The 12,465-nt window shown below is 71.9% G+C and carries 12 protein-coding genes; 3 read left to right on the forward strand and 9 right to left on the reverse strand.

Annotated elements, in window-relative coordinates:
- Positions 1-12: 12 nt before the first annotated feature.
- On the reverse strand, positions 13-603 hold the full coding sequence (locus AB0D34_RS03565) for a TetR/AcrR family transcriptional regulator (RefSeq protein ID WP_362655855.1): 591 nt from the start codon (positions 601-603) through the stop codon (positions 13-15).
- Positions 600-2,117 (reverse strand): 3-hydroxyacyl-CoA dehydrogenase, encoded by a 1,518-nt coding sequence (locus tag AB0D34_RS03570; protein WP_362655857.1) that lies wholly within the window; start codon positions 2,115-2,117, stop codon positions 600-602. The genes AB0D34_RS03565 and AB0D34_RS03570 overlap by 4 nt, the downstream gene beginning before the upstream one ends.
- 160 nt (positions 2,118-2,277) lie before the next feature.
- On the opposite strand from AB0D34_RS03570, the gene paaN reads away from it, so the two are divergent.
- Positions 2,278-3,969, forward strand: coding sequence for a phenylacetic acid degradation protein PaaN (gene paaN, locus AB0D34_RS03575; protein WP_362655860.1), 1,692 nt, complete (start codon positions 2,278-2,280; stop codon positions 3,967-3,969).
- On the opposite strand, the gene AB0D34_RS03580 is transcribed toward paaN, so the two are convergent.
- From AB0D34_RS03580 to AB0D34_RS03590, 3 genes are read right to left on the reverse strand one after another with little or no spacing between them, the layout of a single operon-like run.
- A complete protein-coding gene (locus tag AB0D34_RS03580) occupies positions 3,966-4,706 on the reverse strand; it encodes a TrmH family RNA methyltransferase (protein ID WP_362655863.1) in 741 nt (246 codons plus the stop codon). The two genes, paaN and AB0D34_RS03580, sit on opposite strands and share 4 nt — an antisense overlap.
- Positions 4,703-5,929, reverse strand: a complete 1,227-nt coding sequence (locus AB0D34_RS03585; RefSeq protein ID WP_362655866.1) for an HTTM domain-containing protein — start codon at positions 5,927-5,929, stop codon at positions 4,703-4,705. The genes AB0D34_RS03580 and AB0D34_RS03585 overlap by 4 nt, the downstream gene beginning before the upstream one ends.
- Complete coding sequence (locus AB0D34_RS03590; RefSeq protein WP_362655869.1) at positions 5,926-6,906, reverse strand: DUF5819 family protein; 981 nt, start codon at positions 6,904-6,906, stop codon at positions 5,926-5,928. Before AB0D34_RS03590 ends, AB0D34_RS03585 begins: the two co-directional genes overlap by 4 nt.
- A 427-nt stretch (positions 6,907-7,333) precedes the next feature.
- On the opposite strand from AB0D34_RS03590, the gene AB0D34_RS03595 reads away from it, so the two are divergent.
- Complete coding sequence (locus tag AB0D34_RS03595) at positions 7,334-8,476, forward strand: acyl-CoA dehydrogenase family protein (RefSeq protein ID WP_362655872.1); 1,143 nt, start codon at positions 7,334-7,336, stop codon at positions 8,474-8,476.
- 83 nt (positions 8,477-8,559) lie between these two features.
- On the forward strand, positions 8,560-8,742 hold the full coding sequence (locus tag AB0D34_RS03600) for a hypothetical protein (protein ID WP_362655875.1): 183 nt from the start codon (positions 8,560-8,562) through the stop codon (positions 8,740-8,742).
- A gap of 61 nt (positions 8,743-8,803) precedes the next feature.
- Here AB0D34_RS03600 and AB0D34_RS03605 read toward each other — a convergent pair whose 3' ends face one another.
- The 4 genes from AB0D34_RS03605 to AB0D34_RS03620 all read right to left on the reverse strand — a co-directional run bounded on the left by AB0D34_RS03605 (position 8,804) and on the right by AB0D34_RS03620 (position 12,451).
- Positions 8,804-9,133, reverse strand: coding sequence for a rhodanese-like domain-containing protein (locus tag AB0D34_RS03605; protein WP_362656625.1), 330 nt, complete (start codon positions 9,131-9,133; stop codon positions 8,804-8,806).
- 57 nt (positions 9,134-9,190) lie between these two features.
- Positions 9,191-10,006, reverse strand: coding sequence for a J domain-containing protein (locus AB0D34_RS03610; protein WP_362655878.1), 816 nt, complete (start codon positions 10,004-10,006; stop codon positions 9,191-9,193).
- Between the two features lie 182 nt (positions 10,007-10,188).
- Positions 10,189-11,610, reverse strand: a complete 1,422-nt coding sequence (locus AB0D34_RS03615) for a DUF2252 domain-containing protein (RefSeq protein ID WP_362656628.1) — start codon at positions 11,608-11,610, stop codon at positions 10,189-10,191.
- Between the two features lie 226 nt (positions 11,611-11,836).
- A complete protein-coding gene (locus tag AB0D34_RS03620; RefSeq protein ID WP_362655881.1) occupies positions 11,837-12,451 on the reverse strand; it encodes a response regulator transcription factor in 615 nt (204 codons plus the stop codon).
- Between the last annotated feature and the right edge of the window lie 14 nt (positions 12,452-12,465).

A 12,465-nucleotide genomic window follows, 5' to 3' on the forward strand; every position in this document is an offset into this window, starting at 1 on the left:
CAAGGGTCGGCTTCAGGAAGCTCTGCGCAGGCCCCCGAAGATCAACTGGACCACCGCGTCCGACACCTCGCGTTCGTTCATGCCGCGGCCGTCCGGGCGGTACCACTCCACGATGGAGTTGATCATGCCGAAGACCAGGCGGGTGGCGAGGCGTACCTCCACGTCAGCGCGTACGTCGCCGTCCGCGGCCGCCGCCTTCAGGAGCTCGGCGACCCGGTGGTCGAAGTCGCGGCGGCGCTCCATGGCCCAGCGCTCGGTGCCGGTGTTGCCGCGCACACGCAGCAGCAGGGTGACGTACGGCAGGTCGGTGATCAGGACCTCGACCATGCGCCGCACGACGTACTCCAGCCGGTCGGAGGCGCGGCCCACGCACGCGTGCTCCTCGTCGAGGATGCCGAAGAGGCCGTCCAGGGCCCGGCTGACGGCCCGGCGCAGCAGCTCCTCCTTGCCGGTCACATGGTGGTAGATCGACGACTTGGAGATGCCGGCGGCCTTGGAGAGGTGCTCCATGGAGGTGCCGTCGTAGCCGCGCTCGTTGAAGACCTGGACGGCGACGGACAGCAGCGTCTCGGGGGTGTACGTGTCGCGCTTGGCGGTCGTCATGAGGTGCTGCCCTCCCGCTTGTCGGAGGCGTACGCGTGCCGGTACAGCGCGAGCGAGGGCGCGTACCGCCCGGAGGGGTCGCGCATGTGCAGGTCGTCGAGGAGCGCGTAGGCCCAGTTGCGGCCGAGCCTGCGGCTCCACTCGAACGGGCCCAGGGGGTAGTTGACCCCGAGCCGCATCGCGGTGTCGATGTCCTCCTCGGTGGCCACCCCCTTGGCGACCGCGTCATGGGCGAGGTCGACGATCCGGGCGACCGTACGCGCGACGATCATGCCGGGCACGTCCCCGATGACGCTGACGTCCTTGCCGAGCGCCTGGAAGAGCCCGACCGCTTCGGCGAGGGTCTGCTGCGAGGTGTCCTGGGAGGCGGACAGCGCGATCCGGGTGGCCCTGCGGTAGTCCAGCGCGAGGTCGAAGTAGACGACGTCCCGGAACTCCACCGAGGTCTGCCCGTCGGCGAGCGCGAGCTGGCCGCCGCTCGGCATGACCAGCCGGGTGCCGTGGTCCTCCTCGTCCTCGCGGACCGGGATGCCCGCCTCGCGGATCAGGGCGAGCAGTTCGGAGGCGGGGCCCAGGTCGCCCTCGGCGACGACGTACGCGGGCGCCTGGGCCGGTTCCGCGGTCTGCGGCTCGTCGCGCTCGGCGCCGTCCGTGTAGTCGTACCAGCCCTGCCCGCTCTTGCGGCCGAGCCGGCCCGACTCGACCAGGCGCTGCTGGGCGAGGGAGGGCGTGAAGCGCACGTCGTGGAAGAAGGCCCGCCACACGGAGTGCGTGACGGACTCGTTGACGTCCTGCCCGATCAGGTCGGTCAGTTCGAACGCGCCCATCTTGAAGCCGCCGCACTCGCGCAGGACGGCGTCGATGGTGGCGGGTTCGGCGCCCTGGGCCTCGTAGACCGCGAAGGCCTCGGCGTAGTAGGGCCGCGCGATGCGGTTGACGATGAAGCCGGGGGTGTCGGCGCAGGCGACCGGCGTCTTGCCCCACGCGCGTGCCGTCTCGTACGCGCGCGTGGCCGACGAGACGTCGGTGGCGAACCCGGAGACGACTTCGACGAGGGGCAGCAGCGGCGCGGGGTTGAAGAAGTGCAGGCCCACCAAACGCCCCGGGTTGCGCAGGGCGCCGCCGATGGCCGTCACCGACAGGGAGGAGGTGTTGGTGGCGAGCAGCGCGTCCTCGCCGACGATGTCCTCGAGCGCGCGGAACAGTTCCTGCTTGACGTCCAGCCGCTCCAGGACGGCCTCGACGACCAGGGTGCAGTCCGCGAGGTCGGTGAGGTGCTCGGCGGCCAGCAGGCGGGCGCGTGCCGCGTCCCGGTCGGCGGCGGTGAGCCGGTCCTTCTCGACGAGCCGGTCGAGGCGGGCGCCGATGGCGTCGACCGCCTCCCGGGCACGGCCGGGCACGGCGTCGAACAGCCGCACGGGGTGCCCGGCGACCAGCGCGACCTGGGCGATGCCCTGGCCCATGGTGCCGGTGCCGACGACGGCCACGGGGCTGCTGAGGTCGAGTGCTGTCATGTGCGCGATCCTCCCGCACGGGGTTTTCCACAGATGCGGCGGACCCCCTTGTCCCGACCGATCGTTCGGTTACTCTAGCCCTGTCCGTCTGTTCCTGCCCAGGTTTCTGCCCAGGTCATGAGCTCGACGAAGAGTTCGAAAGACGAGGAGTTGGTCCCGCATGGCCGCCGAACTGACCGCCCACCAGCTGATCGCCGCGCACCGGCCGACCCTCGACCAGGCGCTCGAAGCGATCCGCACGCGTGCGTACTGGTCCCCGCACCCCGAACACCCCAAGGCCTACGGCGAGCACGGCAGCCTCGACATGGCGGCGGGCAAGGCCGCCTTCGACGCCCTCCTGGGCACCCGCCTCGACCTCGGCCAGCCCGGCACCGACGGCTTCGTGGGCGGCGAGGTGTCGCCGTACGGCATCGAGCTGGGCGTCGAGTACCCGCACGCCGACGTGGACGTGCTGCTGCCCGCGATGAGGGCGGGCCAGAAGGCCTGGCGGGACGCGGGCGCGGAGATCCGCGCGGTGGTGTGCCTGGAGATCCTCAAGCGGATCAGCGACCGCACCCACGAGTTCGCGCACGCGGTCATGCACACCAGCGGCCAGGCGTTCATGATGGCGTTCCAGGCGGGCGGCCCGCACGCACAGGACCGCGGCCTGGAGGCGGTGGCGTACGCGTACGTGGAGCAGGTCCGCACCCCCGACACCGCCGAGTGGACCAAGCCGCAGGGCAAGCGCGACCCGCTCGCGCTCACCAAGCAGTTCACGCCCGTCCCGCGCGGGATCGGCCTGGTCATCGGCTGCAACACCTTCCCGACGTGGAACGGCTATCCGGGCCTGTTCGCCTCCCTGGCGACCGGCAACGCGGTCCTGGTGAAGCCGCACCCGCGCGCGGTGCTGCCGCTGGCGCTCACGGTCCAGGTGGCGCGGGACGTCCTGCGCGAGGCCGGCTTCGACCCGAACCTGGTCGCGCTCACCGCCGAGCGCCCCGGCGAGGGCATCGCGAAGACCCTGGCCACGCGTCCGGAGATCCGGATCATCGACTACACCGGCTCGACGGAGTTCGGCGACTGGCTGGAGGCCAACGCCCGCCAGGCGCAGGTCTACACCGAGAAGGCCGGCGTCAACTCCGTTCTCGTGGAATCGGCCGGGAACTACAAGGGGATGCTCGCCAACCTGGCCTTCTCGCTGTCCCTGTACAGCGGCCAGATGTGCACGACCCCGCAGAACCTCCTGATCCCCCGCGACGGCATCCGCACCGACGAGGGTCCCAAGACCTTCGACGAGGTGGTCGCCGACCTGGCCCGCTCGGTCGACGGCCTGCTCGGCGACGACGCGCGCGCGAACTCGCTGCTGGGCGCGATCGTGAACCCGGACGTCAAGGCCCGCCTGGAGGCAGCGGCGGGGCTGGGTGAAGTCGCCCTGCCCTCAAGGGAGATCAGCAACCCCGAGTTCCCGGGCGCGGTCGTCCGTACGCCCGTCGTCGTCAAGCTGGACGGCGCCAAGCCCGACAACGAGGCCGCCTACATGAGCGAGTGCTTCGGGCCGGTGTCCTTCGCCGTGGCGGTGGACTCGGCCTCCGACGCGGTCGAGCTGCTGCGCCGGACGATTCGCGAGAAGGGCGCGATGACCGTGGGCGCCTACACCACCGACGAGGAGGTCGAGCAGGCCGTCCAGGAGGTCTGCCTGGAGGAGGCCGCCCAGCTGTCGCTGAACCTGGTCGGCGGGGTCTACGTCAACCAGACGGCCGCCTTCTCCGACTTCCACGGGTCGGGGGGCAACCCGGCGGCGAATGCCGCGCTGACCGACGGGGCGTTCGTCGCGAACCGGTTCCGGGTGGTGGAGGTCCGGCGCGAGGCCTAGGAGCCGGTGAGGCTCCAGTGGTACAGCGTCATCGCCACGCTCGTCGCCAGGTTGTAGCTGGAGACCTGCGGACGCATCGGAAGGGCGACCAGGTGATCGGCACGCGCGCGTAGCTCGGGCGACAGCCCGCTGCGCTCGGAGCCGAAGGCGAGGACGGCGTCGTCCGGGAGCTTCACCGCCCGGATGTCGTCGCCCTCCGGGTCCAGCGCGAACACCGGGCCGGACGGCAGCTCGGCCACGGTGAGCCGCTCCACGGCGGTCGCGAAGTGCAGGCCCGCCCCGCCGCGCACGACCGTCGGATGCCAGGGGTCCAGGGTGCCGGTGGTGACCACACCGGTCGCCCCGAAACCGGCGGCCAGCCGGATCACGGCCCCCGCGTTGCCGAGGTTGCGCGGATTGTCGAGGACCACGACCGGGGCGGTACGCGGTGTGCGGGCCAGCGTCTCGAGGTGGACCGTACGGGACGGTCGTACGGCCAGGGCCGCGACAGCGGTCGGATGCGGGCGCGGCACGAGGGACGTGTACGACGACTCCGGGATCTGCGTCAGAAGCGCGTCCAGACGATCCCGTACGTCCGGTGCCAGCTCGTCGGCGAGACCGAGCACCGCAGGACGGTCCACGGCGACCGCCACGGGGATCTCCGCCCCGAAGCGCACGGCGTGCTTGAGGGCGTGGAAGCCGTCGAGCAGTACGGCGGTGTCGGCGAGCCGGTGCCAGGCGCTCACGGGGTCGTTCATGCCGTGAAGCCTACGTGCGTGTGCTCGGGGTTCTCCGGGGCCCGCTGCCCCGGCAGCCTCGCGTCCGGACCGTCCCCGCCCGCGAACCGTGCCCGCAGCCGGGCACGCGCGTGTGCGGCTCCGGCGCCGAGCCGGCGCAGGAACGACGTCGGCAGGAAGACCGAGTCGGCGGCGATCATGGCCAGCGAGAAGAAGGGCAGCCCGAGGACGACCGCGATCACCGCGTGCTCAGTGATCATCGCCGCCAGCAGGACGTTCTTGACCCGCCGGTTGAACAGCGTGAACGGAAAGGCGACCTGCACGGCGACCGTGCCGTACGTCACCAGCATCACCATGACGCCGTTGGCCGACAGCAGGTCGGCGAGAGCGGGCCAGGGCGAGAAGGACTCCAGGTGGAGGGGGTAGTAGACGGCGGTGCCGTCCTGCCAGCGGGAGCCCTGGATCTTGTACCAGCCCGCTGTCGCGTAGATCAGACAGGCCTCGGCCATGATCACGAGCAGGGCGCCGTTGTGGACGACGTCGGCGATCACGTCGAGCATGATCCGCGGCTGACCGGACCGGGCGAAGCGTCCGACCGCCCACCACAGGGCCTGCGCCAGCCACAGGGCCCACAGAAGCGCCGGGACGAAGAGGTCGCCGTCCAGCTTGTCCAGGAACGTCGCCGACACCAGCACCAGCCCGAGGACGCCCCACAGGGCCGGGCCGACCCGGTCGACCACGAGCTCCCCACGCGCGCGTGCCTCCCGCGTACGCGTGGCCCGGCGCTCGTCCAGCGACCAGACTCGGCCGCAGCGTGTGAAGACGAGGTAGATGCACATCAGGTGCAGGACGTTGTCGCCGCCGTCGCCCATGAAGACACTGCGGTTCTGCAGCGAGAGCACGCCGACCATGAAGAGCACGGACATCGTGCGGGTGCGCCAGCCGAGCAGCAGCAGGAGGCACGACAGAACGGCGAGCACGTACACCGTCTCGAACCAGAACCGGCTGTCCGACCACATCAGGGCCGTGAAGGCGCCGTTGGTCGAGATCAGCTGCTCGGCCAGGTTCCAGCTCCACGGGCCGTCGGGGCCGTACAGCTCCTGGCGGTGCGGGAACTCGCGCAGCAGGAACAGCAGCCAGGTCGCGCTGAAGCCGATGCGGATCATCGCGGTCTGGTAGGGGCCGAGGGCGGACCCGGTCACGCGGGCGATGCCGTTCGACACCAGGAGAGCGAATCGGTTCACCGGGCGCTCCCCTCGGTGTCGTCCGCCGTCACGGCCCACCACGGCAGCTCCCGGTAGACCGGCTGCACAGAGACCTTCTCCTCGCTCCACTTCGGCGGTGGCACGTTGGCGGTCCTGGAGCGGACCTGGACGCTCACGAGGACGCCGCCCGGCGCGGTCGCGTCCTCGCGCTCCAGGCGCAGCACCACGATCCGGCGCAGATAGGTCTCGGACAGGGTGCCGCGCAGGCCGATCGGACGGTTGTCGGTGCCGTGCGTGGCGACGAACAGGTCCCAGGAGCGACGCAGCTCGTTCTGCTGGGTGTGGCTGGGCAGCGGGTTGCCGTCTATGGCCCGGCCGTCCTGGGCGGACAGGTCGTACCACCCGGTCGTACGGCTGCCGCCGTCGGCGCCGCGGATCCGGGCTCGCACCTGCACCGCGATGTTCTGCTGCAGCGGGTTCGGCGCGAACAGCTTCCAGTTCTGCTCGAACTCCGGGTAGATCCAGTCGTCGACCGCCTCGCCGTGCTGCTTGGTCACCGTGTTCGGCGGCGCGACGTACAGAAACACCATCCCGATGTGCACACAGACGGCGACCGCGACGACGGCCAGCGCCAGAGCGACACCGATTTGATAGCGGAGGGAGAGGGCGGCTACGCCGGAACGGGGGCCGGGGGCGGTCCGGGGTATCGCGTCGAGATCAGGGGCGGGGCCGGCAGGGCGCGGGACGGAGGGGCGAGGGGCTGCGAGCCCGGCGTACGGATCATCGGGGGCAGCCGACCGCACATCGGCGGGCTCTCGGTCGGGACGAGGAAGGACCTTCTGCGGCTCGGTCGGCTCGGTGACCTCCGGTTCGGTCACGTTGTCGGACTCGGTCGAGCCACTCCGCTCCGTCAACCCTTCCGACCCGTCCGACCCGCCCGACTCGGGGACACCGCCCGGCCCGTTCGAAGCGTCCGGTCGCCGCCGGGCGTTCGAGCCTCCGTCGTACGCGTCCATTCCGCCCCGTTCCCGATTCCGGTCCGTCCTCCGGCCGCACGGCCGCACAGCTGCGGGCGCCGCAGAAGCCGGTGACCGATGCCCGTGCCCGCGATGCCCGTGCCCGCTCGCCGCACCCGCCTCACCGCGGCGGCTCGCACCGGCACGGTACTCAGGCCCGACCGCCCCGCACAGCCCCTTTCGACCCGGTCCCGCCGTGGCCGTTCTCACTCCCGCCCCGTTTTCCACAGGCGGCGACCGCGGGTTTTCCACAGCGGTGGACACCCTACGGCGCCCGACCCATCATGGAATCGCACGAACCGAATGATCGGTCGGTATGGGGTTCCGGTTCCCGGCACGTGGACCCCGGCAGCCCGTTCCCTTCTTCTAGAACCTGTTCTATCTTGACGGACCGTCAGATCGGCCGACCGTCGGAAGGACAGGAACCGTGGACTTCACCTTCAGCGAGGAGCAGCAGGCGGCGGCCGAAGCGGCGCGGGGGGTGTTCGCCGACGTCGTCCCGGACGCGGTGCCGAGTCCGGCGCTGACCACGGGTGCCGTCGCCGACGAGTTCGACCGCGCGCTGTGGTCCAGGCTCGCCGACGCGGACCTGCTGAGCCTGCTGACGGCCGAGGAGTACGGCGGGGCGGGCCTGGACGCCGTCGCGCTCTGCCTGGTGCTGCGCGAGTCGGCGAAGGTGCTGGCCCGGGTGCCACTGCTGGAGAACAGTGCGGCCATGGCGGCCGTACAGGCGTACGGAAGCCCGGAGTCGAGGGCGGCGCTGCTGGAGCGGGCAGGGCGAGGGGAGGTCGTACTGACCGTCGCCGCGAGCGGCCGCACCGGACACGACCCGGCCGAACTCGCTGTCACCGCACGGCAGGAGGAGGGGGAGGGCACCGACTGGATCCTGGACGGGGTGCAGACGGCGGTGCCGTGGGCGTACGACGCGGACTTCGTCGTCGTACCCGCGCACACGCCCGCCGACCGGACCGTCCTCGCGCTGGTGCCCCGGCTCCATGACGGGGTCGCGCTCGGCGAGCAGTTCTCGACCAGCGGGGAGCGGCTGGGTGAGCTGCGGCTGGAGTCGGTGCGGCTCGCCGCGCGGGACGTGATCGACACCGAGGGCGCGTGGGAGTGGCTGCGGGAGCTGCTCGTCACGGGGACCTGCGCGCTGGCGCTCGGTCTGGGCGAGCGGGTGCTGCGGATGAGCAGTGAATACACCAGCAAGCGGGAGCAGTTCGGGTTCCCGGTCGCCACGTTCCAGGCCGTCGCGGTGCAGGCCGCCGACCGTTACATCGACCTGCGCGCGATGGAGGTCACCCTCTGGCAGGCCGCGTGGCGGATCGCCTCGGGGGCGCGGGGCGCACTGCCGGTCTCCGGGGATGTCGCGGTGGCGAAGATCTGGGCCTCGGAGGGGGTACGGCGGGTGGTGCAGACGGCACAGCATCTGCACGGCGGCTTCGGCGCCGACGTGGATTACCCCCTGCACCGGTACCACGCCTGGGCCAAACACCTGGAGCTGTCGCTCGGCCCGGCGGCGGCGCACGAGGAGGCGCTGGGGGATCTGCTGGCGGCGCATTCCCTGGGGTGAGGCGGAACCAAGAGTCGGAACCAAGAGGGCTTGATCGGCGACTGAGAGGATGACGGAACCCCGACATCAGAAGGAGGCCGGGCATGATGGTGCTCGTCCTGTCCGGCGTCCTCGTGCTCACCCTCGCGGGATGTGCCTGTGTCTGGTGGGCGGCACGGGGCGGCCCGCGCTGGACGCGCGCGGTGTCCACCGCGACCCTCGCGGCGGGCGAGCTGGCCCGCCGCGCGAGCCGTTACGACCGGAACCCGAGCGGCGGTGAGGACTGAGCCCCGCCACCCGAGCCGGGACCGAGCCCCGCCACCCGAGCCGGACCGGAACCGCCTGCGGCTAGAGCACGAACCCCGGTCGGCCGTCGTCCGTCACCACGGGGCGGCCCACCTCGGCCCACAGCTGCATGCCACCGTCGACGTTCGCGGCGTCGATGCCCTGCTGGGCCAGGTACATCGTGACCTGGGCCGAGCGTCCGCCGGAGCGGCAGATCACATGGACGCGGCCGTCCTGCGGCGCGGCCTCGGTCAGCTCGCCGTAGCGCGCCACGAACTCACTGATGGGGATGTGCAGCGCCCCTTCGGCGTGACCCGCCTGCCACTCGTCGTCCTCGCGGACATCCAGCAGGAAGTCGTCGTCCTTGAGGTCTGTCACCTGGACCGTGGGCACACCAGCACCGAAGTTCATGGGCCCGACGCTACCCGACGCCCGTGAGGGGACGGCAGGTCACTCCTGGGCGAGCAGCTGAGCGAGTTCCGCCTCGCGCGCGGAGACATCGGCGAGCAGCTTCTCCGCGATCTCCTCCAGGAGGCGGTCCGGGTCGTCCGGAGCCATCCGGAGCATCGAGCCGATCGCGCCCTCCTCCAGCTCCCGCGCGACAACGGAGAGCAGCTCCTTGCGCCGGGCGAGCCATTCGAGACGGGCGTAGAGCTCCTCGCTGGGGGTGGGGCCCGGCTCCGGGGGCTTCGGCCCGGCGGCCCATTCCTCGGACAGTTCGTGCAGGAGTGCCTCGTCACCGCGGGAGTAGGCCGCGTTGACCCGGGTGATGAACTCCTCGCGCCGCGCCCGCTCGGTGTCGTCCTGCGCGAGGTCCGGGTGGGCCTTGCGGGCGAGCTCACGGTAGAGCTTGCGGGCCTCGTCGCTGGGGCGGACCCGCTGCGGGGGCCGCACCGGCTGGTCGGTGAGCATCGCGGCGGCCTCCGGGAACAGGCCCTCGCCGTCCATCCAGCCGTGGAACAGCTCCTCCACGCCGGGCATCGGCATCACCCGGGCGCGGGCCTCGTCCGCCTTGCGCAGGTCCTCGGGGTCGCCGGTGCGGGCGGCCCGGGCCTCGGCGATCTGCGCGTCCAGCTCGTCGAGGCGGGTGTACATGGGGCCGAGCCGCTGGTGGTGCAGGCGGGAGAAGTTCTCCACCTCGATGCGGAAGGTCTCCACCGCGATCTCGTACTCGATGAGCGCCTGCTCCGCGGCCCGCACGGCCTGCTCCAGCCGCGCGGTGCCTGCGCCTGCGGCGGCTGTGCCGTCGGTTTCCGGGGACGTCATCCGAACAGCGTAACTGTGTCGGTGTGGGGCAGGCGCCATCCTGGGTGCCGGGTCGGGTACAGGCTCAGTGCGGCTGGTCGCGCCCACGCGGCGGAGCCGCATATCGGCACAGCCCCGCGCCCTCTTCGGGTGAGTGCAGCCACGCCGGCAAAAAGCCCCCGTCTCCTCACACCCCCGCCTCCTCACACCCCCGTCTCCGCCGCCACCCTCCCCGCCCTGATCCCCGCCACCAGCTCCCCGTGATCCGCTTCCGTGCGGTCCGCGTAGGTCACGGCGAAGGTGGCGATCGCCTCGTCGAGTTCGTCGTTCTTGCCGCAGTAGCCGGAGACGAGGCGCGGGTCGGCGCTGTGGGAGTGGGCGCGGGCCAGGAGGGCGCCGGTCATGCGGCCGTAGTCGTCTATCTGGTCGGCGGAGAGCGCGGTGGGGTCGACGCTGCCCTTGCGGTTGCGGAACTGGCGGACCTGGAAGGGGCGGCCCTCGACGGTCGTCCAGCCCAGCAGGATGTCGCTGACGACCTGCATCCGCTTCTGGCCCAGGACGACCCGGCGGCCCTCGTGATCCACGGACGGCACCTCGAAGCCCGCGGTGACCAGGTGCGGCAGCAGAGCGGAGGCCCGCGCCTCCTTGACCTGGAGGACCAGCGGTTCGCCGCGGTGGTCCAACAGCAGGACGACGTAGGAGCGGGTGCCCACGCTGCCCGTGCCGACCACGCGGAACGCCACGTCGTGCACCGCGTGGCGGGCCAGCAGCGGCAGCCGGTCCTCGGAGAGTGTGCCCAGGTAGTGCTCCAGGGAGGCGGCGACCGCCGCGGCCTCCGCGTCGGGCACCCGGCGCAGCACGGGCGGGGCGTCCACGAAGCGGCGGCCGCCGTCCTCGGTGGGCTCCGTCGACTTCGCCGCGAAACGCCCGCTGGTGTTGGCCCGCGCCTTCTCCGAGACCCGTTCAAGGGTGCCGACCAGGTCGTGGGCGTCCGTGTGCGAGACGAGCTCCTCGTCGGCGATCGCGTTCCACGCGTCCAGCACCGGGAGCTTGGCCAGCAGCCGCATGGTGCGCCGGTACGCGCCCACCGCGCCGTGCGCCGCCGCGCGGCAGGTGACCTCGTCGGCGCCGATCTCCCGGCCCGCGAGGACCAGGGAGGCGGCGAGCCGCTTGAGATCCCACTCCCAGGGGCCGTACACCGTCTCGTCGAAGTCGTTCAGGTCGATGACCAGGTCACCGCGGGCGTCGCCGTACAGGCCGAAGTTGGCCGCGTGCGCGTCGCCGCAGATCTGGGCGCGGATCCGGGTCATGGGGGTGCGGGCGAGGTCGTACGCCATCAGACCCGCGGCGCCGCGCAGGAAGGCGAACGGCGTGGCCGCCATCCGGCCCACCCGCAGCGGTGCGAGCTCGGGGATGCGGCCGCGGCTCGACTCCTCGACCGCGCTCACCGCGCCGGGTCGGGAGATGTCGAGGTCGAGCGCGCCATGGGCGCTGCGCGGGACGCTCTGGCGCAGGGCCTTGCCCTGCTTCTTGGGCGAGTCCTCATGCGAGTCCTCGACGGGCCAACGGGCGAAGCCGGGCACGACGGGCCGCCGTGCCGAGCCCCCGACGGACTCCGCCGGCATCCCGGCCTTCGCCTCCACACCGGCCTCGGACACACCGACCGCCTCCCCCGCACCTCGCTCCACGCCGGCCGGGTGTCCGGTCCGCGCGTCAACAACATCAACTCGTGCAGACCGTACAACCACCAGCCGAAACGCGTCAGACCCTGTGGACAACTCCACAGCTGTGGACAACCGGCGCCCACAGCCACAGCGTGAGGTCACCCCGTCCCGAGCGCCGCAGGCGACGTCACGCCCGCAGATACGCGAGCACCGCCAGCACCCGTCGATGGGTCTCGTCCGCAGGCGGCAGGTCCAGCTTCGTCAGGATCCCCCCGATGTGCTTGCCCACCGCCGCCTCCGACACGACCAGCTCCCGCGCGATCGCCCCGTTGGACTTGCCCTCCGCGATCAGCGCCAGCACCTCCCGCTCGCGTGGGGTGAGCCGCTCCAGCGGATCGCGGCGACGGCGCAGCAGTTGCCGTACGACCTCGGGGTCCACGACCGTGCCGCCCTCGGCCACCTCGGACAGCGCGTCGACGAACTCCTCGACCTGGCCCACCCGGTCCTTGAGCAGGTAGCCGACGCCCGTGCCGTCGCCGGAGTCGAGGAGTTCGGCGGCGTAGGTCCGCTGCACGTACTGGCTGAGCACCAGCACCGGCAGGGCGGGGCGCTTCTCACGGAGGAGGACCGCCGCGTGCAGACCCTCGTCCTGGAAGCCGGGCGGCATACGGACGTCGGTGACGACGATGTCCGGGCCGTGCTCCTCGACCGCCGCGATGAGCGCCTGCGCGTCACCGACGGCCGCGACGACCTCGTGGCCGCAGCGGCCGAGCAGACCTGTGAGGCCCTCGCGCAGCAGCACACTGTCCTCGGCCA

This window comes from Streptomyces sp. NPDC048420, assembly GCF_040651535.1.
Taxonomy (GTDB): Bacteria; Actinomycetota; Actinomycetes; order Streptomycetales; family Streptomycetaceae; genus Streptomyces.

What these genes read in the sequence shown, in the direction of transcription:
- AB0D34_RS03600 (WP_362655875.1), top strand. Translation starts at nt 8,560, where the DNA reads ATGATGGTGCTCGTCCTGTCCGGCGTCCTCGTGCTCACCCTCGCGGGA.
- paaN (WP_362655860.1), top strand. Translation starts at nt 2,278, where the DNA reads ATGGCCGCCGAACTGACCGCCCACCAGCTGATCGCCGCGCACCGGCCG.
- AB0D34_RS03590 (WP_362655869.1), bottom strand. Translation starts at nt 6,906, where the DNA reads ATGGACGCGTACGACGGAGGCTCGAACGCCCGGCGGCGACCGGACGCT.
- AB0D34_RS03615 (WP_362656628.1), bottom strand. Translation starts at nt 11,610, where the DNA reads ATGCCGGCGGAGTCCGTCGGGGGCTCGGCACGGCGGCCCGTCGTGCCC.
- AB0D34_RS03580 (WP_362655863.1), bottom strand. Translation starts at nt 4,706, where the DNA reads ATGAACGACCCCGTGAGCGCCTGGCACCGGCTCGCCGACACCGCCGTA.
- AB0D34_RS03610 (WP_362655878.1), bottom strand. Translation starts at nt 10,006, where the DNA reads ATGACGTCCCCGGAAACCGACGGCACAGCCGCCGCAGGCGCAGGCACC.
- AB0D34_RS03570 (WP_362655857.1), bottom strand. Translation starts at nt 2,117, where the DNA reads ATGACAGCACTCGACCTCAGCAGCCCCGTGGCCGTCGTCGGCACCGGC.
- AB0D34_RS03565 (WP_362655855.1), bottom strand. Translation starts at nt 603, where the DNA reads ATGACGACCGCCAAGCGCGACACGTACACCCCCGAGACGCTGCTGTCC.